This window comes from Pseudomonas sp. KB_12 (assembly GCF_052114545.1).
Classification (GTDB): Bacteria; Pseudomonadota; Gammaproteobacteria; order Pseudomonadales; family Pseudomonadaceae; genus Aquipseudomonas; species Aquipseudomonas brassicacearum.
In genome coordinates this window covers 16,185-39,560 of the sequence record NZ_JBFREY010000018.1, presented here as the reverse complement: position 1 = coordinate 39,560, position 23,376 = coordinate 16,185, and the positions used below count along the sequence as shown (strand labels likewise).

Annotated in this window: 23 protein-coding genes; 21 read left to right on the top strand and 2 right to left on the bottom strand. The window is 53.9% G+C overall.

Annotated elements, in window-relative coordinates:
* The first annotated feature begins 44 nt into the window (after positions 1-44).
* The 19 genes from AB4Z20_RS16320 to AB4Z20_RS16230 all read left to right on the top strand — a co-directional run bounded on the left by AB4Z20_RS16320 (position 45) and on the right by AB4Z20_RS16230 (position 19,371).
* On the top strand, positions 45-737 hold the full coding sequence (locus tag AB4Z20_RS16320) for an acylneuraminate cytidylyltransferase family protein (RefSeq protein WP_442090246.1): 693 nt from the start codon (positions 45-47) through the stop codon (positions 735-737).
* A complete protein-coding gene (locus tag AB4Z20_RS16315; protein ID WP_442090245.1) occupies positions 727-879 on the top strand; it encodes a hypothetical protein in 153 nt (50 codons plus the stop codon). Before AB4Z20_RS16320 ends, AB4Z20_RS16315 begins: the two co-directional genes overlap by 11 nt.
* Positions 880-984: 105 nt before the next feature.
* Positions 985-2,202 carry an oligosaccharide flippase family protein gene (locus AB4Z20_RS16310; RefSeq protein ID WP_442090244.1) on the top strand — a complete coding sequence of 406 codons (1,218 nt, stop codon included), beginning with the start codon at positions 985-987 and terminating at the stop codon, positions 2,200-2,202.
* Positions 2,180-2,491 carry a hypothetical protein gene (locus tag AB4Z20_RS16305; protein ID WP_442090243.1) on the top strand — a complete coding sequence of 104 codons (312 nt, stop codon included), beginning with the start codon at positions 2,180-2,182 and terminating at the stop codon, positions 2,489-2,491. The genes AB4Z20_RS16310 and AB4Z20_RS16305 overlap by 23 nt, the downstream gene beginning before the upstream one ends.
* A gap of 78 nt (positions 2,492-2,569) precedes the next feature.
* The gene (locus AB4Z20_RS16300; protein WP_442090242.1) at positions 2,570-3,832 is read left to right on the top strand and encodes a hypothetical protein; all 1,263 of its coding nucleotides are present in this window, start codon (positions 2,570-2,572) and stop codon (positions 3,830-3,832) included.
* 20 nt (positions 3,833-3,852) lie between these two features.
* Positions 3,853-4,998: an N-acetyl sugar amidotransferase gene (locus AB4Z20_RS16295; protein ID WP_442090241.1), complete on the top strand. Its 1,146-nt coding sequence runs from the start codon at positions 3,853-3,855 to the stop codon at positions 4,996-4,998.
* Entirely contained in the window at positions 4,995-5,609 is a 615-nt protein-coding gene (gene hisH, locus AB4Z20_RS16290) for an imidazole glycerol phosphate synthase subunit HisH (protein WP_003199257.1), read from the top strand. Before AB4Z20_RS16295 ends, hisH begins: the two co-directional genes overlap by 4 nt.
* A 1-nt stretch (position 5,610) precedes the next feature.
* Positions 5,611-6,393 carry an AglZ/HisF2 family acetamidino modification protein gene (locus tag AB4Z20_RS16285; RefSeq protein ID WP_442090240.1) on the top strand — a complete coding sequence of 261 codons (783 nt, stop codon included), beginning with the start codon at positions 5,611-5,613 and terminating at the stop codon, positions 6,391-6,393.
* Between the two features lie 31 nt (positions 6,394-6,424).
* On the top strand, positions 6,425-7,459 hold the full coding sequence (locus AB4Z20_RS16280) for a polysaccharide biosynthesis protein (protein ID WP_442090239.1): 1,035 nt from the start codon (positions 6,425-6,427) through the stop codon (positions 7,457-7,459).
* Between the two features lie 5 nt (positions 7,460-7,464).
* Positions 7,465-8,583 (top strand): UDP-2-acetamido-2,6-beta-L-arabino-hexul-4-ose reductase, encoded by a 1,119-nt coding sequence (gene wbjC, locus AB4Z20_RS16275; RefSeq protein WP_442090238.1) that lies wholly within the window; start codon positions 7,465-7,467, stop codon positions 8,581-8,583.
* Positions 8,584-8,593: 10 nt separating this feature from the next.
* Complete coding sequence (gene wecB / locus AB4Z20_RS16270; RefSeq protein WP_442090237.1) at positions 8,594-9,736, top strand: non-hydrolyzing UDP-N-acetylglucosamine 2-epimerase; 1,143 nt, start codon at positions 8,594-8,596, stop codon at positions 9,734-9,736.
* Positions 9,737-9,750: 14 nt separating this feature from the next.
* Positions 9,751-11,004 (top strand): glycosyltransferase family 4 protein, encoded by a 1,254-nt coding sequence (locus tag AB4Z20_RS16265; RefSeq protein WP_442090265.1) that lies wholly within the window; start codon positions 9,751-9,753, stop codon positions 11,002-11,004.
* Entirely contained in the window at positions 11,004-11,969 is a 966-nt protein-coding gene (locus tag AB4Z20_RS16260) for a UDP-glucose 4-epimerase family protein (protein ID WP_442090236.1), read from the top strand. Before AB4Z20_RS16265 ends, AB4Z20_RS16260 begins: the two co-directional genes overlap by 1 nt.
* The gene (locus tag AB4Z20_RS16255) at positions 11,966-12,982 is read left to right on the top strand and encodes an MraY family glycosyltransferase (RefSeq protein WP_442090235.1); all 1,017 of its coding nucleotides are present in this window, start codon (positions 11,966-11,968) and stop codon (positions 12,980-12,982) included. Before AB4Z20_RS16260 ends, AB4Z20_RS16255 begins: the two co-directional genes overlap by 4 nt.
* Positions 12,983-13,061: 79 nt before the next feature.
* Positions 13,062-15,071 (top strand): polysaccharide biosynthesis protein, encoded by a 2,010-nt coding sequence (locus AB4Z20_RS16250; protein WP_442090234.1) that lies wholly within the window; start codon positions 13,062-13,064, stop codon positions 15,069-15,071.
* Positions 15,072-15,262: 191 nt separating this feature from the next.
* Positions 15,263-17,257, top strand: coding sequence for a polysaccharide biosynthesis protein (locus AB4Z20_RS16245; RefSeq protein WP_442090233.1), 1,995 nt, complete (start codon positions 15,263-15,265; stop codon positions 17,255-17,257).
* Between the two features lie 114 nt (positions 17,258-17,371).
* Positions 17,372-17,707, top strand: coding sequence for a ComEA family DNA-binding protein (locus tag AB4Z20_RS16240; RefSeq protein ID WP_442090232.1), 336 nt, complete (start codon positions 17,372-17,374; stop codon positions 17,705-17,707).
* 143 nt (positions 17,708-17,850) lie between these two features.
* Complete coding sequence (locus AB4Z20_RS16235; protein WP_442090231.1) at positions 17,851-18,504, top strand: GntR family transcriptional regulator; 654 nt, start codon at positions 17,851-17,853, stop codon at positions 18,502-18,504.
* 15 nt (positions 18,505-18,519) lie between these two features.
* Positions 18,520-19,371, top strand: a complete 852-nt coding sequence (locus tag AB4Z20_RS16230; protein ID WP_028236958.1) for an urea carboxylase-associated family protein — start codon at positions 18,520-18,522, stop codon at positions 19,369-19,371.
* Between the two features lie 161 nt (positions 19,372-19,532).
* On the opposite strand, the gene AB4Z20_RS16225 is transcribed toward AB4Z20_RS16230, so the two are convergent.
* Both AB4Z20_RS16225 and eat read right to left on the bottom strand, forming a co-directional pair.
* Positions 19,533-19,700: a DUF2897 family protein gene (locus AB4Z20_RS16225; RefSeq protein ID WP_003183831.1), complete on the bottom strand. Its 168-nt coding sequence runs from the start codon at positions 19,698-19,700 to the stop codon at positions 19,533-19,535.
* A gap of 120 nt (positions 19,701-19,820) precedes the next feature.
* On the bottom strand, positions 19,821-21,185 hold the full coding sequence (gene eat, locus AB4Z20_RS16220) for an ethanolamine permease (RefSeq protein ID WP_253472563.1): 1,365 nt from the start codon (positions 21,183-21,185) through the stop codon (positions 19,821-19,823).
* 394 nt (positions 21,186-21,579) lie between these two features.
* Between eat and kdpF the strand changes: the two genes are divergently transcribed.
* Together kdpF and kdpA are read left to right on the top strand one after the other, a co-directional pair.
* On the top strand, positions 21,580-21,669 hold the full coding sequence (gene kdpF / locus AB4Z20_RS16215; RefSeq protein WP_063322338.1) for a K(+)-transporting ATPase subunit F: 90 nt from the start codon (positions 21,580-21,582) through the stop codon (positions 21,667-21,669).
* An 8-nt stretch (positions 21,670-21,677) separates the two neighbouring features.
* Positions 21,678-23,372, top strand: a complete 1,695-nt coding sequence (gene kdpA / locus AB4Z20_RS16210) for a potassium-transporting ATPase subunit KdpA (protein ID WP_442090230.1) — start codon at positions 21,678-21,680, stop codon at positions 23,370-23,372.
* Positions 23,373-23,376: the final 4 nt, after the last annotated feature.

Here is a 23,376-nt window from a genome sequence, read left to right as displayed (position 1 = left end):
CAAAATTGCATTCGGATGCGTTTTTTATAAGGTAGAGATTATTTATGAAAACTTACGCTTTTATATTTGCAAGAGGTGGTTCTAAAGGTCTGCCTGGCAAAAATATCAGGAGCTTGGCAGGCATCCCTTTACTGGCATACTCCATTAATGTGGCTAAGCAGGTTGAAGGAATAGATAAGGTTTTTGTTTCAACTGACTGCAGTAAAATAGCGGCCATAGCCATTCAGTATGGGGCGGAGGTAATTGAGCGACCTGAGTATTTAGCTGCGGATACAGCGGCGGAGTGGAAGTCTTGGCAGCATGCAATCGAGGTTCTAGAGCAGCGCGGTGACTATTTTGATGTGTTCTTGAGTCTTCCCGCGACAAGCCCATTAAGAAATACAAGCGATGTACGTAAGTGCCTTGAGTCGATTGAAGATGCCGACGTGGTCGTTACGGTAACGCCGGCGGCAACAAACCCGTATTTCGCCATGGTGGTCAGGGATGAGGCCGGATTAAGTAAGTTGGTATGTGGAGATGGCACTATTGCTCGGAGACAAGATGCTCCGGCAGTCTACGATATGACGGGTGTCGCCTATGTGACTAGGCCTTCTTACATAAAGTTAGCGAAGGGGCTGTTTGATGGGCGTTTAAAGTCCGTTGTTATCCCGCGTATGCGTGCTGTTGATGTTGATGATATTTACGATTTTAAGATGGCCGAGATGTTTGTGCATGATGAAAATCTGAATGCAGATTGAAATGCCTGATATCGAAGTGGTATGGATAACTCCGAGTTGTAGAACTTGCGAGCTGTATGCTTATGTTGCAAAAGCAGGCTTGCGCAATATTTTATGGGCAGTAGGGGTTGCTTCTATTTCGTTTTTTGGAGATGGAAATTGACTGTTGTTATAAAGAATGCTGATCCGGTTGCTATGTGAAATGCTAACGTTAATAGGGCGCGAAAACATAAAGCGCTTCATAAATTTAAATATAAGAGCGGCTACGTTGGTTAGTAAGTTCGCTCTCATTTTTTTTATTGCCAAATACCTTGATGCCAAGGATGTGGGTGTCTACGGTTTGATATCGGCCACAATTGGGTATGCTATATATTTAGTTGGCTTCGAGTTTTACAATTATTCTACTCGTGAAATTATCGGCTCTGATCCTGATCTTTTGTTTGGCTATATAAAAGATCAGCTTGTACTGTATTCTATAGCCTATGTTTTAGTTGCTCCGCTGACCGTTGTTTTTTTTTCGACTGGGATTATATCGATTGAATATGTCTACTGGTTTGGGTGTTTGTTGGTAGTTGAACATTTAGCTCAAGAGTTAAATAGGATACTGGTGGCTGTCTCGAAACAAATGCTTGCCAGTGTTGTCTTGTTTGTGCGCAGCGGTGTTTGGTGTCTGCTCGTAATAGTTGTAATGTTTTTATCGCCGGATTCACGTAACTTGAATCTGGTCCTGCTGCTATGGTTTTTGGGTTGCTTGTTTGCGTTGGTTTTAGGTCTCTGGAGTTTAAGGTCTTATAGCTTCAATTCTTTTTTTAACCCGGTGAATTGGTTGTGGATTAAGAAGGGGTTGAGGCTGATGTGGCCTCTGTTGATCGCCAGTCTTTGTATTCGCGGTATCTTTACGGTTGACCGGTATTGGATTGAACGTGTCGCAGGTTTAGACGTCTTGGGCGCGTATGTGTTGTATATCGGAATGGCGACAGCGGTACTTTCCTTTTTAGATGCTGCTGTGATTGTATTTTATTATCCGAAACTCATTCTTTCAGCAAAAAATGGCGACACTCATCAGTTTTCATCTGTTATGCGTGGCCTTACTCTGAATGTCGTTGGTTTTACCTTGTTTCTTTCCTTGGCTTGTTATTTCTTTGGCTGGGGTATGGTGCTGTGGTTGGATAAGAGTGTTTATGTGGATTATTTTTATATTTTGAAGTGGCTGATATTATCGATTGCCTTGTATTCGTTTAGTATGATTCCTCATGTAGGGCTATATGCGCTTCATAAAGATAAGCAGATATTTTTTAGTCAGATAGGCGGGTTAGTGGTTTTCGTCATGTCTTACCTTGTTATGCGAGCTGCGAAAGTTGACGGGGTTTCATCGGTTCTTTGGGGGATGTGCAATGCTTTTGCGATTATATTTGTCTGGAAGACTTTGGCTTACATTTTTGGCTTTGGATTGATTAAAATGGATGGTTGTGATGCTAAGGTCTAAAGGGGAAGTTTCAGAAGTGGGGCGCGAAAAATTATCTTATTTTTTTGTTATTGTCATGTTGTTATGGCTTGTGATTTTTGCGATTTATTATATTAAGTTTTTGCTTTCTGGAAATATTTTAGCTTCTCGCGATGATGATCATTTGTTTCACAAAATGGCAAAATACGTGGTGGCTTTAGGTGTGTCGATGGCTTTATTTTCAAAGCTCGTTCGGGCGCGGATAGGGATGTTTATTTCAAACTTGTCTTTTGGTATTGCCTTGTCTGTGCATTGTTCGAAAATACATTGAATTCCTTTCCAGATAATCAGATGTTCTTTATTTCGTTGGGGGTGTTTTTTGTCTAGGAAGTCACAGAGAACAAAGGGCGTGGATAAGAATGGGGCGGGCCGATTGAGGTTGCTTGCACATTACCTTGCTGCGACAAAAAATGAAGTTGCTATTGATAAAAGTGTCTATTCGCTTTGTGGCTGCGAGCCAAGTGACTTGGCGTATGCACCTCGCCCAGCCAAATTGATAAGTATAGCGGGTTCAAATTTTCGTTCGATTCGTTTTGTTATAAGTCTGGCTGGTTTCATGTGGCGGCTCGGGCTGGATAAGTGTTGGTTTTTGTTTGATTTTTTAAAATTGTTAATTGTTAAGGATAAATTTGATATTCGATACTCGAATTTACCTTCGGATTTACCTATCGGTCTTTCTTTCTCTCCGCGTGCGTTGGATGTGCTTGAGTCAGCTGGCGTGCTAAATGGAATGGGTGGTTTGATTAAATGTCCTGGCAGTGAGGTGCTTAGCTTAGACTCTAAGATGCTGGCATTTAACTTTTCCGCATTGTTGACTTGGCAGGACTGTATTCAGGCATTGAGGCTGTCTTTCGTTATTTCACGTCGGATGAGGAGAAAAGTATTATTCGATGTGTGGAGACTACAGAGCTACACCGCGTTCAAATGGATTGCGTTCTATTTGGCTATTGAAAAAATGTCCTCTCATCAATTTGTCATAACCGATCATTACGATAGGTGGGCGGTCCTGATGGATCGCCTTGTTGCAAAAAGATCAAAAAAGGAGTCAAGCCTTACAATCGTTCAGCATGGGTCATTGGTTGGGCTCGCTTCGACAAGCATGGAATCGAGTTTTTCTGTGGAGATTCCAACGCGGTTGTGCAATGTGGCGAAACTATATGCTTATAACGAAGGTTCGGTTGAAGTGTTTCGTCAGCATATTTTGTCTCGTAGAGCTGCCGAACACTCCCTTGAGGTTGAGTTTTTCAAGCCTAAGATTTCGTTGTCTCCCGTATCCTCTGATTTCAGCGTCCTGATAGTCGGGCATGCCATATGTGAAAAATTTCACTTGTATCTTTATGATCAGATGGTATCGAATTCTACGATTGACTTTTTTTATAAGCCGCATCCTACGGTGTCTCCGAGCAAGGAGATAAAATCAAGGGGATGGTATATGATTGAGCAGGCCGATTTCTTTCCTGAGGTCGATTTGCTAATATCCTATCCCTCAACCCTGGTGGCTGAGTACGAGGGGAGCGGAATCGGGGCGGTTTTGCACCCCTTGGCGATTAAACCTGAAGAATATTGCGAAGTATTGTCAAGGATAAATAATAAATTACAAGCGGTGAAGTAGCATTTTAATTGGAGGGGTAAATGAGTAGCGCCTTGGAGTATGCTATTTGCGGTAGTTGTATTATGGATACAAGTGATCCTAATATAAAGTTTGATGAGCAGGGTGTTTGCGAATACTGCAATAATTTTTCCAAGGCTATTAAGCCTAGTTGGCACACTGATGCGCGAGGTGATGCTGAGCTGAAGTTGTTGGCTAAAAAAATAAAAGCTGATGGTGTTGGGCGTGAGTTCGATTGCATCATCGGTCTTAGTGGCGGTCTTGATAGCTCGTACCTATGTTACGTAGCTAAAGAGGTTATGGGGTTGCGCCCTTTGTTGTTTCATGTTGATGCGGGTTGGAACACGGATCAGGCTGTCAGTAATATTGAGAAACTGGTCGATGGTCTCGGTTTGGATTTATACACTGATGTTATAAACTGGGAAGAAATGAAAAGCCTGCAAGTGGCTTTTTTAAAGGCTCAGATTCCGGATCAGGATATTCCGCAAGACACTGCTTTTTTTTCAGGGCTCTATAAGTTCGCCAAAGCTAATAAAATAAAATACGTGCTGACTGGCGCCAACTATTCTACCGAGTGCTGTCGGGAGCCGGAGGAGTGGGGCGCTTATCCGGGCATTGACGAGATGCTGATTAATGATATTCATGCTAAATTTGGTACGCGAAAACTTAAGACTTTTCCGCTTGTAGATATACTGTCCTATAAAATTTATTATCGTTATGTCTTGGGTATGCAGGTTGTGCGTCCTTTGAATCTTGTGCCTTATGTGAAGAGCGAGGCTGAGGATACGCTTGAACGCCTGTTTGGTTGGAAGCGTTTTCAGCATAAGCATCATGAGTCCAGATTCACTCGTTTTTATGAAGACTACTGGATGCCGCGCAAATTTGGCTATGAGAAACGTCGTGCTCATTTCTCCAGTCTTATCATGACCGGGCAAATGACCCGGGAAGCCGCTTTAGCGCGCATCGCCAAACCCGAACTGGATGAAAACTTCCTTACTTCGGAGTTTGAATACGTGGCGCACAAGCTGGACTTGACTGTTCCCGAGCTTCAGCGCATTTTCGACGGCGAAAACAAGACCTTCCATGATTACAAGAACAAACGCTTCTTGATTGGAATAGGTGCTCGTATCCTCAGCGCAATCGGATTGGAAAGACGGCTGTTCAGATGATTACCATCATTGACTACGGTCTGGGTAATATCCAGGCTTTCGTGAACGTTTATCGACGTTTGCACATCCCGGTCGCAGTCGCTCAGACGGCTGCGCAGCTAGACGGTGCGACGAAGTTGATTCTCCCCGGGGTAGGCGCATTCGATCATGCGGTCGAGCGGCTTGATGCGTCAGGCATGCGGCCCACGCTTGAAGAGTTGGTCCTGCGTCACAAGGTTCCGGTCCTGGGCGTTTGCGTGGGCATGCAAATCCTGGCGAACAGCAGTGACGAGGGAGCCTTGCCTGGCCTTGGCTGGGTGCCTGGTCGTGTTCGTTCCTTCAAGTCGATTCCTGACTTGGCCGAGTTGCCTCTGCCGCACATGGGGTGGAACGATGTCAGTTCTTCCTCAGGTTCCGCGTTGTTCAAGGGGTTTGAGACTGACGCGCGTTTCTATTTTCTCCATTCGTTCTTTTTTGATTGCGAAGACGCTGGATATAGCGAGGCGACGTCCTCCTATGGCTTGGAGTTCAGTTGCGCGGTGCGCGCTCAAAATGTGTATGGCGTCCAGTTTCACCCTGAAAAGAGCCATCACTTCGGCGTCGGATTACTGAAAAACTTCGCGGAACTATGACATGTTGAGACCCAGGATCATTCCCTGCTTGCTGATTCAAGATGGCGGGCTGGTGAAGACAGTGAAGTTCAAGGACCCCAAATACGTTGGGGACCCGATCAACGCGGTAAAAATCTTCAATGAGAAAGAAGCCGACGAATTGATCGTGATCGATATCGATGCCACCGCAAATGCAGTGGAACCTAATTATGCCCAGATTGCCAAATTGGCGGCGGAGTGCAGGATGCCGCTGTGCTATGGCGGGGGCATTCGTACAGCTCAGCAGGCCAAGAATATTATTGCGCTGGGTGTCGAGAAGGTTGCCATCAGCTCGGCGGCATTTGAAAATCCGCAATTGATCAGTCAGATCGCTGAAGAGATCGGCAGTCAGAGTGTTGTGGTGGTCCTGGATCATAAAGCGCGCTTGCTGAGCAAGCAGCAGGAAGTCTGGACGCACAACGGCAAGCGAAATACCAAGCGCAGCGTCATTGAGGCCGCTCAAGAGTTTGAAAAACTCGGTGCCGGCGAAATTGTGCTCAATTCCATCGAAAACGACGGCAAAATGAAAGGCTACGATGTGGAGCTTGCAATCAAGCTTCGTGAAGCCGTGCGTATCCCCATCACTATTCTAGGCGGTGGCGGCTCGCTTGAAGACATGCGTAGCGTCGTGGCAGCTTGTGGCGTGGTGGGCGTAGCGGCGGGCAGTTTCTTTGTGTTCAAGGGCGCGTACCGGGCGGTGTTGATCAGCTATCCGAGTTCTCAGCAGAAAGACGACATCATTTATTCAGCTCTACGAGCCAGGTAGTTCGCCAGGTTCGTGGCAAGGGTCAGATCATATGTTCAACGGCAAAAAACTTCTTATCACGGGTGGTACTGGTTCCTTCGGCAACGCGGTGCTCAAACGTTTCCTGGATACCGACATTGCTGAGATCCGCATTTTCAGTCGTGATGAGAAAAAACAGGACGACATGCGCAAGCGTTACAGTAACGTCAAGCTGAAGTTTTACATCGGCGATGTACGGGACTACCAAAGCGTGCTGAATGCTACCCGTGGTGTTGACTATATCTTCCATGCTGCGGCCCTCAAGCAGGTACCTTCCTGCGAATTCCACCCCATGGAGGCAGTGAAAACCAACGTCATCGGCACCGACAACGTGCTTGAGGCGGCCATCCAGAATGGTGTCCAGCGCGTGGTCTGCCTGAGCACGGACAAGGCTGTCTACCCCATTAATGCCATGGGTATCTCCAAGGCCATGATGGAAAAAGTCATGGTGGCCAAGTCGCGTAATGTCGACGAAAGCAAAACGGTTATTTGCGGTACACGATATGGCAACGTCATGGCCTCCCGAGGGTCAGTCATCCCTTTGTTCATTGAGCAGATTCGTGCAGGGAAATCGCTTTCGATCACCGATCCCAACATGACCCGCTTCATGATGACCCTGGCCGATGCGGTGGATCTGGTGCTCTACGCCTTCGAGCATGGCAACAATGGTGATCTCTTCGTCCAGAAAGCCCCAGCTGCTACTGTCGAAACCCTCGCTCAAGCGCTGACAGCGATGCTCGGGCAACCTGACCACCCGATTCAAATCATTGGCACGCGCCACGGTGAAAAGCTTTACGAGGCACTGCTCAGTCGTGAGGAGATGGCCTGTGCCGAGGACATGGGCGTCTATTTCCGCGTACCACCAGACCTGCGCGACTTGAACTACAGCAAGTTCGTCGAGCTAGGCGAGGAGAAAATTTCACGTACCGAGGATTACAACTCGCATAACACCGAGCGCTTGGATGTCGAAGGCATGCAAAAGCTGTTGTTGAAGCTGGATTTCATGCGCGCCATACAGCGTGGCGAGCCCGCCACTCCAGAGGAGTGATGCCCGTGAAAGTTCTTATTACCGGGGCTGGCGGCTTTGTCGGCAAAAACCTTGTGGCTCACCTGCAAGAGCGCCAGGACGTTCAGGTGGTTCGATTTGGTCGCCAGCAGGCCCCATCCGATCTGTTGTCGATGCTTGATGATGTGGACTTTGTGTTCCATCTGGCGGGCGTCAATCGACCCCAGCGTATCGAGGAATTCAGCGAAGGTAACAGTGGCCTCACTGCAACGTTGTGTGCTGCTATCAAGGCCACTGGCCGGTCGATACCCGTGATCTACACCTCATCCATACAGGCTGAGGTCGATAATCCTTATGGGACGAGCAAGCGCGATGCTGAACACGCCTTGCTTGACCTGTCGAAACAGCAAGGCTCACCGGTTTATCTTTATCGTTTGCCCAACGTTTTCGGAAAGTGGGCGCGGCCAGACTACAATTCGGCGGTGGCGACGTTCTGCCATAACATCGTCCGTGGCTTGCCAATTACCGTCAATGATCCCGCGGCACCGCTGCAGCTGGTCTATATCGACGATGTAATCAGAAGCTTCATCGATGTGATGGATGGCAGCGCCCCGGAAGGCCCTTATCTGGATGTACAACCGGTTTATGCCACGACGGTCGGGGCATTGGCCGATCAGTTGCAGGCGTTCAAGCGCAGCCGAGAGACGATGGTGACCGAGCGGGTGGGGACTGGGTTGGTCCGCGCTTTGTATTCGACTTACCTGAGCTATTTCACGCCAGACGATTTCACCTATGAGTTGCCCAAGCACGGGGATGTGCGAGGTGTATTCGTTGAGATGCTCAAGACCCCGGATGCCGGTCAGTTCTCTTACTTCACTGCTCATCCCGGCATTACGCGGGGAGGGCATTACCATCACAGCAAGACCGAGAAGTTCCTGGTTATCAAAGGTCACGCCTGCTTCCGTTTTCGGCACATTGTCAGCGGTGAGTTCTACGAGCTTTACACTGATGGCGAAACGCCACAGATCGTTGAAACCGTCCCGGGTTGGAGTCATGACATCACCAACACTGGCGAAACCGAAATGATCGTAATGCTGTGGGCCAACGAAATTTTTGATCGTGAGCGGCCAGACACCTACACCATGGCTGTTGGCACTCAGGCCTGAAGGATTAGCAATGAATACTGCACTAAAAAAACTGAAAATCGTCACCGTGGTGGGCACGCGTCCTGAAATTATTCGTTTGTCCAGGGTCATGGCCGCACTGGATAAGTATTGCGAACACGTGCTGGTGCATACCGGTCAGAATTATGACTACGAGCTGAACGAGATTTTCTTCCAGGACTTGGGCATCCGAAAGCCTGACCACTTCTTGAATGCTGCCGGGAGCACCGGCGCGGAAACCATCGGCAATGTGATCATCGCGGTGGACCGGGTACTGGCTATTATTGAACCTGAAGCCTTGCTGGTGCTGGGTGATACAAACAGTTGCATGGCAGTTATTCCCGCCAAGCGACGCAAGATCCCCACGTTCCATATGGAAGCCGGAAACCGTTGCTTTGATATGCGCGTCCCCGAAGAAATCAATCGGCGCATTGTTGATCACACGGCAGACATCAACCTGACCTATAGCACCATCGCCCGAGATTATTTGCTGAGCGAGGGTTTGCCTGCCGATCGTGTGATCAAGACTGGCAGCCCTATGTTTGAAGTGCTCAATCACTATCGCGACAGTATCGAGGCGTCGAACGTCCTGGAGCGGCTTGGTTTGGAGGCGGGCAAGTTCTTTGTGGTCAGCGCGCACCGCGAAGAGAACGTTGACTCTGATAAAAACTTCCTCAAGTTGGTCGAGGTGCTCAATACCGTGGCCAGTACGTTTGGCCAGCCCGTGATTGTCTCTACCCATCCACGCACTCAAAAGCGTGTCGATGCCATGGGCATTGTGTTTCATGAAAATGTCCGACTGCTCAAGCCCTTGGGATTCATGGACTACAACAAGCTGCAACTCGAGTCGCGTGCGGTCTTGTCTGACAGTGGCACCATCAATGAAGAGTCGTCGATTCTCAACTTTCCAGCGTTGAACCTGCGCGAAGCTCATGAGCGGCCCGAGGGGATGGAAGAAGCGGCAGTGATGATGGTGGGGCTGGAAGTCGAGCGAGTCTTGCAAGGACTGAATATTCTCCAGACACAACTCTCGGGTAGCGAGCGCAGCCTTCGTCTGGTAGCGGACTACAGCATGCCTAACGTTTCCGAAAAAGTAGCCAGAATCGTGCACAGCTATACCGACTACGTAAACCGTGTCGTTTGGAAGCGATATTGAGTCGAGTCGTGAATATGCCTGAGAGCAAGCTGAATATTTTGGTGGTCACGCAGTACTTCTGGCCAGAGAACATGCGCATCAACGATCTGGTGCGCGACTTCACCGAAAAAGGGCATTCGGTCACGGTGCTCACTGGAGTGCCTAATTATCCGGAAGGGAAGGTGTTCGAGGCCTACAAGTCAGCGCCTGGGCAGTTCACCGAATACCATGGTGCCCGCATTGTGCGGGTGCCCATGATCCCGCGCGGCAAACGCAGCATTCAGTTGATCCTCAACTATCTGAGTTTTTTTTCCAGTGCTTCGACCGTTGGCGCCTACGCGCTGCGGGGACGCACTTTCGATGCCGTATTCGTCTACGCAGTTTCCCCCATCATGGCGGCTATTCCTGCCCTGGTGATCGGTCGATTGAAGAAAGCCCCCGTATTCATTTGGGTTCTGGATTTGTGGCCAGAAACACTGAGAGCGGTTGGCGTTCTGAAAAAACCGGCGCTGCTGTCCTTGGTCGGTCGAATGGTGTCTTGGATCTATAACCGCGCCGACTACCTTTTGCTGCAATCAAATGGTTTTCTCGAAAACGTCAAAGGCTACTGCACCCGGCCGATAGACCCGCAACGCTTGGTCTACTTCCCCAGTTGGGCTGAAGATGATTTTTCTGCGACTTCGGACCACTTGGACTCGATACTTGCACGCGATGAGTCGGTATTTACCGTGGTATTTGCTGGAAATCTGGGCGAGGCCCAGGATTTCCCTGCCGTGCTGGACGCTGCCGAGCAATTACGTGGAAAAGTCGCCGTGCGTTGGGCCATCGTGGGGGATGGCCGGATGAGCCAGTGGTTGAGCCAGCAGGTAAGTGCGCGAGGTTTGGACAACGTCCTGCTTCTGGGCAGGCATCCGTTGGAGGCCATGCCGGCTTTGTTTGCCAATGCCGATGCACTGTTGGTTTCACTGAAGACCAATGATGTGTTTGAAAAAACCATTCCTGGCAAAGTCCAGGCGTACCTGGCCTCGGGCAGGCCTCTGCTCGGCATGATCAATGGCGAAGCCGCGCGCGTAATCAACGAGTCCGGTGCAGGGTTTACGTGTGCGTCCGGTGATGCAGGTGGCTTGGCAGGTATTACTCAGACCCTGGCGGGTTTCGCGCCATCCCAACGCAAAGTCATGGGGGAGAGCGGTCGTGACTATTACCTCCAGCACTACTCCAAGCAGCGCTTGCTGGCGCGTTTGGAAGATATCTTCAGAAAAGCCACGCTACGGAAGGTGAACCGCTGATGCAGAAAAGTATTCTTGTGACCGGGGCGAGCGGGTTTGTAGGTGGTGCGGTACTTACACGGTTGCAAGCAGACGCCGGACGATCGGTGACCGCAGTGGTTCGCGGTGACCGGCATTTGTCAGGCCCCATCAGCACTGTGCGGATTGAGTCATTTTCCGCGCAAACCCAATGGCACGCGCACCTGGCCAATGTGGGTACAGTCATTCATTGCGCTGCTCGCGTGCACGTGATGAATGATTCGGAGGCTGATCCGCTGGCCGCCTTTCGGCAGGTCAACGTGGAAGGGACGCTCAATTTTGCAAGGCAGGCGGCTGAAGCCGGTGTCCGTCGATTTATTTTCATCAGTTCCATCAAAGTGAACGGGGAAGGTACGTCGCCCGGCCAACCTTACGCAGCCGACGATATTCCTGCGCCAGTGGACCCGTACGGCGTTTCCAAGCAGGAGGCCGAGCAAGGTCTGCAGGAGGTTGCGCAGGCGACAGGAATGGAAGTGGTCATCATCCGGCCTGTCCTGGTGTACGGGCCTGGCGTGAAGGCTAATTTCTTGAACATGATGCGTTGGTTGGACAAAGGCGTGCCTTTGCCATTCGGTGCCATCGATAACCGGCGTAGCCTGGTGAGCATCGATAACCTGGTCGACCTCATCGTGACGTGTATCGATCACCCCGCGGCGGCGAACCAGACCTTCCTGGTCAGTGATGGAGAAGATCTGTCGACTACGACATTGCTCAGCCGGATGGCTCGTGCGCTGGGTAAACCTGCCCGGTTGATTCCGGTCCCTAGCTGGATACTCGATCGCGGCGCCAGCATGCTGGGCAGAAAAGCGCTGTCCCAGCGCCTATGTGGTTCGCTGCAGGTCAATATCGAGAAGACACGTACACTTTTGAATTGGAACCCACCCGTGAGTGTCGATGATGCATTGGCCGAAACCGCACGGCATTTCAGGATGAATCAAGCTAAATGATGTACTTCTGGTTGTTTGCCTCTGTCACGCTGGCCTCACTGCTCATGACCGCGGGGCTGCGTCGCTATGCCTTGGCGCGTAGCATCATCGATATTCCGAATGCACGCAGCTCTCACAGTATCCCGACACCCCGGGGCGGAGGCGTTGCCATAGTCGTGGCATTCCTGCTGACATTGCCCTTGCTGGGGCAACTGGGTCTGGTTCCGCCTCACTACCTGATCGCATTGGGCGGGGCAGGTGCGCTGGTCGCCATCGTGGGTTTCATGGATGACCATGGGCACATTGCGGCGCGGTGGCGATTGCTCGGGCATTTCAGCGCCGCTATATGGGCGTTGGCATGGCTTGAGGGCCTGGCGCCGCTGAACCTGTTTGGTGTCAGTGTCGATCTATCCTGGATAGGACATGCCCTGGCTGTCTTTTATCTTGTCTGGGTTCTCAACCTGTACAACTTCATGGACGGTATTGACGGTATCGCCAGCGTAGAAGCCGTGTCGGCCTGCCTGGGGGCGAGTGCTCTCTACCTACTGTCGGGTTTCACCGACCTGATCTGGCCTCCGTTGATCTTGGCCGCTGCCGTGCTGGGCTTTCTGTTCTGGAATTTCCCACCTGCGAAAATTTTCATGGGAGACGCGGGCAGTGGTTTCCTCGGGATCGCGCTTGGGATCATGTCCTTGCAAGCCGCCTGGGTCTCTCCGGCCTTGTTCTGGGCATGGCTGATCCTGCTGGGGGTGTTTATCGTCGACGCGACGGTCACTCTTACTCGACGGTTTTTGCGGGGAGATAAAGTCTACGAGGCTCATCGTAGTCATGCCTATCAGTTTGCCTCGCGCTGTTATGGGCGCCATCGTCCGGTCACGTTGGCAGTGGCGGCGATCAACGTGCTGTGGTTGTTTCCCCTGGCGTGGTGCGTCGTGGTTCTGAAGCTCGATGGGTTGACAGGCGTTGTGTTGGCCTACGTGCCCTTGGCGTTATTGGCCTTCAAGTTCAAGGCCGGTCAGTTGGAGGATTCCTGAGCGCCCGGGTAAAGATGTGAAATGGTTCAAGCCGGACATAACGATAATGAGTAGGAACAACAAGGGGCTGGAAACATTCATGGATAGACTTCGCGTCGCATTGCTGGGCCTGCCGCGTCGGCAGAAACGACTGCTTCAGGTCATGGCCGACGTGGTGCTGGTCTGGGGGGCCTTGTGGTTGGCGTTCGTGGTGCGTCTTGGCTTTGACGAGATGATCAATCCGTTTACAAACCATCCATGGCTCCTTGTCAGCGCGTCTTTGATCGCTATCCCATTGTTCGTTCATTTTGGTATGTATCGGGCCGTCATGCGCTACTTGGGTAACGATGCCTTGATCGCGATCATCAAGGCAGTCAGCCTGAGCGCGTTGGTATTGGCGCTCGTGGTGTATTGGGGGGCATCTTACATGGCGCCTGTCCCGCGTTCGGTCATCTTCAATTACTGGTGGCTCAGCCTGGTGATGATGGGCGGCTTGAGATTGTTTATGCGCCAGTACTTCATGGGCGATTGGTTCGTTCCCTCCCGTCATGCGCCCTTTATCAACCGTAACGCCAGCCTTACCAAAGTGGCGATCTACGGAGCCGGTGCTGCCGGTAATCAACTGGTAGCGGCCTTGCGCATAGGTCGAGATATGCAACCGGTGGCTTTCATCGATGACGATGCCAGTATCGCCAATCGAATGATTTCTGGTCTGCAGGTGTTCAAGCCCAAGCACATCCAGAGGCTGATTGGACTCACTGGCGCTCAAGAGGTGCTGTTGGCCGTTCCTTCGGCGAGTCGTGCGCGACGTCGTGAAATCCTCGAGTATCTGGAAGGCTACCCACTGCACGTACGCAGTGTGCCGGGTTTCATGGATCTGGCCAGCGGCCGTGTGAAAGTCGACGACATCCAGGAAGTAGATATTGCCGACTTGTTAGGTCGAGATGCAGTGCCTGCACAACCCGAGCTACTGTCACGTTGTATTCGTGGAAAGGTCGTCCTGGTCACGGGAGCAGGTGGGTCGATTGGTTCTGAACTCTGTCGTCAGATTCTTGCCCTGCAGCCATCCACTTTACTGTTGTTCGATCACAGCGAATTCAACCTCTACAGCATCTTGGGCGAACTGGAAGAGACCATCGTCCGACAATCAATGCCGGTGAATCTATTACCGATCCTGGGCTCGGTACGTAACGCGACCAAATTGTTCGACGTCATGAAGTCCTGGAGCGTCGAGACGGTGTATCACGCAGCAGCCTATAAGCATGTGCCCCTCGTGGAGCACAATATCGCCGAAGGCATGCTCAACAACGTCATCGGTACGTTGAACACCGCGCAAGCGGCGTTGAAGGCTCAGGTCGAGAACTTTGTGCTCATTTCCACGGACAAGGCCGTACGTCCGACCAATGTCATGGGCAGCACCAAGCGCCTGGCAGAAATGGTCTTGCAAGCACTGAGTCATGAGCTGGCGCCGGTGCTCTTCGCAGACAGCGGTAATGTTGCCCGGGTCAATAAGACCCGTTTCGTCATGGTGCGCTTCGGTAATGTGCTGGGGTCATCCGGCTCGGTTATTCCGCGTTTTCGGCAGCAGATCAAATCCGGCGGCCCCCTCACCGTCACGCATCCCAATATCACCCGTTATTTCATGACAATCCCGGAAGCTGCCCAGTTGGTGATCCAGGCAGGTTCGATGGGGCGAGGCGGCGATGTGTTTGTGCTGGATATGGGAGAGCCGGTGAAAATCGCCGAGTTGGCTGAGAAAATGGTCCACCTGTCTGGCTTGAATGTGTGCTCCGAGAAGAATGTGCACGGGGATATTGCGATTGAGTTCACTGGTTTGCGGCCAGGAGAGAAGCTCTATGAGGAACTATTGATCGGTGACAACGTGGTCGCGACTCAGCATCCCATGATCATGAGCGCCAATGAAGACCATCTGCCGTGGGACCAACTCAAGGCTAGACTGGATGAATTGATGGCCGCTGTTGCCAAGGATGAATATTCACGGGTCCGCATGCTGCTACGCGAAACCGTAAGCGGTTACACGCCCGAAGGAGAGATTGTCGATTGGATATTTCAGCAACGACGCCTGATGCCAAAACACAAGGATCGTTGAGTGGAGCCTTGGCGCGCTGTGGTTGATGATGTTGGCCGCTCAAGCGCCATACTGGATCTTGAGGAAGTCTAATCTGAAGGTCGGTACAAGTTCGTTTTCAAATGATCGTTTTTACTAAGTGATGTGTAACGTTGCTACGTACAATAGAAACGTATTCAAGACGGGAACGTGCCAAGGTGAGTAAAGGGTTTATGGATAAGTTAAGGATAGCCCTGCTGGGATTGCCAAGACGCCACAAGCGGGCGATACAAGTGGCAACAGACATTGTCCTTGTCTGGGTCGCCCTCTGGCTGGCGTTTGTCGTTCGTCTGGGCGTCGACGCGTTGGCCAGCCCGATTGCAACACATCTGTGGCTTTTTGGTTCAGCACCGCTGGTAGCCATCCCGATCTTCATCCGCTTTGGCATGTATCGCGCGGTCATGCGGTATTTTGGTAACGACGCGCTGATCACGATTTGCAAGGCGGTCAGCCTTTCGGCCTTGCTGCTGGCGTTGGTGGTGTATTGGTACAGCAACCACAAAACCGTGGTGCCACGCTCCATCATTTTCAACTACTGGTGGCTTAGCCTGATCATGATTGGCGGCTTGCGCCTGATGATGCGGCAATATTTTCTGGGAGACTGGTTTACCGCAGCCCAGCATGTGCCTTTCACTAACCGTGACGACGGCCTGCCGAAGGTTGCAATTTATGGTGCCGGGGCCGCAGGTAACCAGCTCGTGGCCGCGTTGCGCATGGGGCGGGTGATGCGACCGGTCGCATTCATTGATGATGACAACAGCATCGCTGACCGTGTGATTGCTGGGCTACATGTCTACGCGCCCAAGCATATCCAGAAAATGATCGACACCACCGGCGCACAAGAGATTCTGCTGGCGGTGCCTTCCTCGTCACGTGGGCGCCGTCGGGAGATCTTGACGTTGCTTGAAGGTTTCCCGCTGCATGTCCGCAGCGTCCCAGGATTCATGGACCTGGCCAGCGGCCGGGTCAAAGTCGATGACATCCAGGAGGTGGACATCGCGGACCTTCTCGGGCGCGATTCGGTCCCCGCACAACCCGATCTGCTAGAGCATTGCATCACTGGTCAGTCGGTCCTGGTCACTGGAGCCGGTGGCTCGATCGGCTCCGAGCTTTGTCGGCAAATACTGGCACTGAAGCCGACTACTTTGCTGCTGTATGAGCACAGCGAATTCAATCTCTATAGCATTCTGTCTGAGCTTGAGCCTCGAGTGGTTCGGGAGTCGCTGTCGGTTCGGTTGCTGCCTATCCTTGGATCGGTACGAGATCAGGACAAACTGCTGGACGTGATGAAGACCTGGAATGTCGACACGGTCTATCACGCCGCCGCTTATAAGCATGTCCCGATGGTCGAACACAACATTGCCGAAGGCGTCCTGAACAATGTGATCGGCACGTTGAATACGGCACAGGCTGCGTTGCAGGCAGGCGTATCGAACTTCGTGCTGATCTCCACGGATAAAGCGGTGCGCCCGACCAATGTAATGGGCAGCACCAAGCGGCTTGCAGAACTGACCTTGCAGGCCCTCAGTCGCGAACTGGCCCCAGTGTTATTCGGTGATAAAGCCAACATCTCAAGGGTCAATAAAACCCGTTTCACCATGGTCCGGTTTGGCAACGTGTTGGGTTCATCCGGTTCGGTTATTCCTCTGTTTCACAAACAGATCAAGTCCGGCGGGCCGTTGACCGTCACGCACCCAAAGATCACCCGTTACTTCATGACCATACCCGAGGCCGCTCAGTTGGTGATCCAGGCGGGTTCCATGGGGTTGGGCGGGGATGTGTTTGTGCTGGACATGGGCGATCCGGTGAGGATTGTCGAGCTGGCGGAAAAAATGATTCATCTGTCTGGTCTGAGTGTTCGTTCGGAAAAGAATCCCCACGGCGACATTTCAATCGAGTTCACAGGCTTGCGTCCGGGCGAGAAGCTTTACGAGGAGTTGCTGATTGGCGACAACGTCGTCGCCACCCAGCACCCAATGATCATGAGTGCCAACGAGGACCATCTGTCGTGGGAAACGCTCAAGATCAAGCTGGCTGAGTTGCTGGCCGCCATTGAACACGATGACTACACCAGGGTCCGCCAGCTGCTTCGGGACACTGTCAGTGGTTACGCTCCGGATGGCGAGATTGTCGACTGGATCTACCAGCAACGCCGTCTCGAACCCTGATTGTTACATACGCTGTAACGTACACATTTTTGACAGCGACACCTCATCGCCTAAGTTTGAGAAGCAGCTTCGGAAAAGCTGCTTCTCTCTTAACGATGTCATGGAGCGTCACTTATGCGTACAGGCTATTTCTACTCTCTGATTTTTGCCTTTCTCACCAGCGCCTCGATTGCTGCTATCGCCGCCCCGGTGGTCAAACTCGAGTCAGTCGCTACGCCGCAAGCAGTGGCGCAGCCAGCCAAAACGCAGAGCACCAAGGTGGATTTAAACGGGGCGGATGCTGCCACGCTGCAGCGCGAGCTGTCAGGGATAGGGAAGGGCAAGGCCGAGGCGATTGTTGCGTATCGGGAGAATAATGGGCCGTTCTCTTCGGTGGAGGAGCTGCTGGAGGTCAAGGGGATTGGCAAGGCGATTCTCGACAGGAATCGTGACAAGCTGGAAGTGAATTGAGTTTGTGATTGAAGGAGGCCGGTCGAATCGACTGGCCTTTTTGCTATCTGCTGTATGCAAATACTGGAGGTTTCTCTGCTGGTGGCACAAATAGTGATTACCTACAGCCAACCGATTGTTCAACAATCCAAGGCCTTCCTCCGATGATCAACACACTCTCCCTAGCCGACCAGATCACCCAGGAACTGCGCGCCGACATCATCGGCGGCCGCCTGCTGCCAGGCATGGCGCTGGTGGAGAACAACCTGGTCTCGGCCTACAACGCCTCCCGCAACACCATCCGCGAAGCGTTACACCGCCTGGGCCAGGAAGGGTTGACCCGTTACGTGCGCAACAAAGGCGTGATGGTCCGCAGGTTAGGCGTCGATGATGTACGAGATCTGTTCAAGGTCCGTCGCACCTTGGAGCTTCAAGCCATCTTGGGCAGCCAGCCATTGCGCGAGTATCAGTCCGACCGGATGCTCGAAGCTCTCGAGGCTGCGGATCTGGCTCGCGAGCGTGAAGACTGGCGTTCGGTTGGTACCCATGGCCTGGCGTTCCATCAGCACATCGTCGGATTGATGCGCAGTCCATTACTTGATGAGTTTTTCACCAATGTGGTTGCACAACTGCGCCTGGTATTTAGCTCCGCGCCCGATGAGGCGCGTTTCCAAGCACCGTGGCTAGCGCGTGACCGCTATATCCACGATTGCCTGGCCGAGGGCGACAAGCTTGTGGCCTACGAAGCGATGAGTCTTTACCTCGACGATTCCGAGCAACTGCTTCTGCAACTGCTAACGCCCACCCATCACCACTGATCAAGGACCCGCGCCATGTACAAAGATTACCCAGCCGCCTACCAGGTCAGCAAAGGCTCAGCCCTGCAAGTGGACAAACCCTTCTACGACCGCATCCGCACCCAGCAGGACAAACGCACCTTGATCGAACAGTTCGAGGTACCCATCCGCACTGGCCGTGCTTGGCACGTACCTGCCGGTCATGTGTTCCGCGTCACGACCCCGGTAGGCCCGCAGGTGGGGGACTTCAACGTCTGGAATGCCCACGATCCACGGGAACGCTTGTGGGCGGCGCGCACGCGCCAGCTTCAGGGCGCCCACGTCAGCACCCATGATCGGTTGTGGTCGAACCTGCCATTCCTGCGGCCCTTGGTGACCATCACCGATGACAGCCTGGCCGGCTATGGCATCGACGAGCATGGTGGCCGACTGCACGATCTGCTGGGTACGCGCTGTGATCCCTATGTGAACAAGATGCTGACTGGCGAGGATTTTCATCATCACTGCCATTCGAACCTGACCCGTGCTGTGTTGCCTCACGGCCTGACGGAATTCGATGTGCATGACGTGCTGAATATTTTCCAGTGCACGGGGCTTAATCATGACGACATGTACTTCATGAAGGCCTGTCCGGCGCAGAAGGGCGATTACCTGGAGTTTTTTGCCGAGATCGATCTGTTGTGCGCCCTGTCCACTTGCCCGGGTGGTGACTTGTCGCTGGCGATGTGGGGGCCGGATGCGCAGGATCCCCTTAGCGTCTGTCGTCCGCTGGGGGTTGAGATCTATCGGTTGGAAGATTCATTGCTGGAGGGCTGGAGCCAGCCTGAGCGGGCGGCGTACAAGGGGTTGCATGGCTTGCATATCGCCAAGGCGGATTGGGAAAAGTGACGCAGCAGGCGCTGGCTTTTGTAGGAGCTGGCGAAGCCTGCGATCTTTTGATCTTCGCTCCAGACTCAATTGATAGGCGAAAGATCGCAGCCTCGTTGCACTCGACAGCTCCTACAGACCCAGCGGGAGCAAGCTCCCTCGCCACAAAAGCGGTGTGCGATTCAACGATCCTTGGCCTCCTTCGCATCCATTTCCGCATTGCGCTCGGCAACGCGCTTGCGTTGCTCATCGGTCAGCTCGACCTTGTTGGCGGTGTCGCGCAGCATCATCAGACCACCAACGATCGAGCCGATTGCAACAATCAGAATCAACCAGGCATACCAGGGCATAGGGTTCTCCTTGAGGGGGCGATGGACGGACGAACATTTCGCCGATCCATCGCACCTACCACTTATGAGCGAAGGTTGCTCGCAGTGGTTCAATACTACGCCCGTTCGGCCGGCTTCACCTCAAAGCCCGGTCAGCATCGCATCGGCGGGAGCGTCTGCGCGCAGTTGTGCGGTGAGGATGAAGTAGACGAAACCCACCGCCATGAAGCCGAGGAAGATTAGCCCGATCAGCGCGTTGAACCAGGCCATCGCCACCAGGCACACCACTGCCAGTACCAGGGCGATGCCCGGCACGATCGGATAGCCCGGTGCGCGGAAAGTACGTTCCAGGTTGGGTTCGGTTTTACGCAATTTGAACAGGCTGAGCATGCTCATGATGTACATGACGATGGCGCCGAACACGGCCATGGTGATCATCGCCGCAGTCAGGGTCATGCCGCCGAGGTTGATCAGGCCGTCGCTGTAGATTGCGGCAATGCCGATCACTCCACCGGCGATGATGGCCCGGTGCGGGGTCTGGAAGCGTGACAGTTTGGCCAGGGAGGCGGGCAGGTAGCCGGCGCGGGCCAGGGCGAAGAACTGCCGCGAGTAGCCAAGGATGATGCCGTGGAAACTCGCCACCAGGCCGAACAAGCCGATCCACACCAGCATGTGCAGCCAGCCGGAGCTTTCGCCGACCACGGTTTTCATGGCTTGGGGCAGGGGATCGTTGATGTTCGACAGGGTGCGCCAGTCGCCGACGCCGCCGGCCAGGAACATGACGCCCATCGCCAGGAACACCAAGGTCAGGATGCCGCTGATGTAGGCCTTGGGAATCGTGCGTTTCGGGTCCTTGGCTTCTTCGGCGGCCATGGCCGCGCCTTCGATGGCCAGGAAGAACCAGATGGCGAAGGGAATCGCGGCAAACATGCCGGCGATGGCCGGTGCGCCGAACACATCGGAACCGGCCCAGCCGTTCAGGGCGAAGCTGCTGAAACTGAACGCCGGGGCCACGACGCCCATGAACACCAGCAGTTCGACCACCGCCAAGATGCAGACGATCAGCTCGAACGTCGCGGCCAGCTTGACCCCGAGGATGTTCAGGCCCATGAACACGATATAGGCGCCGACCGCTGCGTGTTTCGGGTCCAGGGCCGGGAACTGCACGTTCAGGTAGGCGCCGATGGCCAGGGCAATGGCCGGCGGGGCGAAGACGAATTCGATCAGCGTCGCCAGGCCGGCAATCAACCCGCCTTTCTCGCCGAAGGCTCGACGGCTGTAGGCAAATGGCCCGCCGGCATGGGGAATGGCGGTGGTCAGTTCGGTGAAGCTGAAAATGAAGCAGGTGTACATAGCCGCCACCATGAAGGACGTCACCAGAAAGCCCAGTGTCCCGGCCACGCCCCAGCCGTAGCTCCAGCCGAAATACTCGCCGGAAATCACCAGGCCGACGGCAATACCCCATAAATGCAGGGTGCCCAGGGTGGGTTTGAGTTGTGTGTTCATCGGTGGCTCCCCTCGATCAATAGCAAAAGCGCTGGGGAGGGCAGTGCAGTGGGCGTGCCAGTGTGGCGAGGGCGGTCGTAATGGATGAAATCGTGTCGTATCGGGGATGTTCCCTGCCGGATGGCTGGGTTTTGTGCCCCAGTTCAGAGCATTGGTGCCTGGGCTGGTCTTATCGCGAGCAAGCTCGCTCCCACTAAGAGCCTTCAGTGGACGCAAATTCTTTATTCACAACAGATCCCATGTGGGAGCGAGCTTGCTCGCGATAAGGCCACCCCAGCCAACATTTTTTACGGATTCTTTACCCCCTAGCACGGCTCTCGATCTCGCTCCTTTACAGCCTCCCTGCCGACAATCACTCCACACACGGCACGACGCCGTACCACGGAGAAATCCCATGAATGTTCTGGACGGGGTGTCGCTGCTGCTGGCAGGGGCGCTGTTCATTTATCTGCTGGTTGCGCTGTTGCGCGCCGATCGGAACTAGGAGCGGCTATGCACGGTTATGATTACGGGCTGATCCTCGGCTTTTTCGCCCTGGTGCTGATTCCGGCACCGTTTCTGGGGCGTTTTTACTACCGGGTGATGGAAGGCCAGCGTACTTGGCTTTCGCCGATCCTCGGCCCGGTGGAGCGCGGTTGCTATCGCCTGGCGGGTGTCGATTCCACCGCTGAGCAGAGCTGGCAGAAATACACCCTGGCCTTGCTCGCGTTCAACCTGGCGGGTTTTGTCTTGCTGTTCGCCATTCTGCTGCTGCAGGGATATCTGCCGCTCAATACCGAGCAACTGCCCGGCATGGAGTGGACCCAGGCCTTCAACACGGCCGTGAGTTTCATGACCAACACCAACTGGCAGTCCTACAGCGGTGAAGCGTCCCTGAGCTACCTGAGCCAGATGGTCGGCCTGACTGTGCAGAACTTTGTCAGCGCCGCCACCGGCCTGGCCGTGCTGGTGGCGCTGTGTCGCGGCATCGGGCGCAAGTCCGCCGCGACGCTGGGTAATTTCTGGGTCGACATGACCCGCGCCACCCTCTACGGGCTGTTGCCGTTGTGCCTGCTGCTGGCGTTGTTCCTGGTCTGGCAGGGCGTGCCGCAGACCTTTGCGCACTATGTACACGGGCTCACAATGCAGGGCGCCGACCAGGTCATCCCGTTGGGGCCGGCCGCGAGCCAGATCGCGATCAAGCAACTGGGCACCAACGGTGGCGGTTTCTTCGGCGTCAACTCGGCGCATCCGTTCGAAAACCCGACGGCCTGGAGCAACCTGTTCGAAGTCGCTTCGATCATCCTGATTCCCACCGCGCTGGTGTTCACCTTCGGCCATTACGTCAAGGACCTGCGCCAGAGCCGGGCGATCATCGCCTGCATGCTTGCCTTGTTCCTGATTGGCGGTGCCACGTCGCTGTGGGCCGAATACCAGCCGAACCCGGCCCTGAACAACCCGGCCGTCGAGCAAACCGCGCCGCTGGAAGGCAAGGAAGCACGCTTCGGCACCACCGCCACGGTGCTGTGGTCAGTGACCACCACGGCGGCTTCCAACGGTTCGGTCAACGCCATGCATGACAGCCTCAACCCACTCAGTGGCATGGTTGCGCTGGTGAACATGATGGTCGGCGAGGTGATCTTCGGCGGCGTCGGGGCCGGGCTCTACGGGATGCTGTTGAACGTGCTGATCGCAGTGTTCCTGGCTGGTTTGATGATCGGTCGCACCCCGGAATACCTGGGCAAGAAGCTAGGCGCCCGGGAGGTGCAACTGTTGGTGGCAACCCTGCTGGTGATGCCTGTCAGCGTGCTGGTGCTGGGGGCTGTCGCCGCAAGCCTGCCCGGACCGGCCGCAGCGGTGAGCAATCCGGGTGCCCATGGTTTCAGCCAGTTGTTGTACGCCTACACCTCGGCGGGGGCGAACAACGGTTCGGCATTTGCCGGGTTCGGCGCCAACACACCTTTCCACAACCTGATGCTGGGCCTGGGGATGTTGATCGGCCGGTTCGGCTACATCCTGCCGGTGTTGGCGTTGGCCGGCAGCCTGGCCTTGAAGAAGACCGCGCCGATTGGCCAGAACAGCTTCCCTACCCACGGCCCGCTGTTCGTGACCTTGTTGACCGTGACCATCCTGCTGGTGGGCGGCTTGACCTTCCTGCCGACCCTGGCGCTGGGGCCGATTGCCGAACACCTGAGCATGGGCTTCTGAGGAC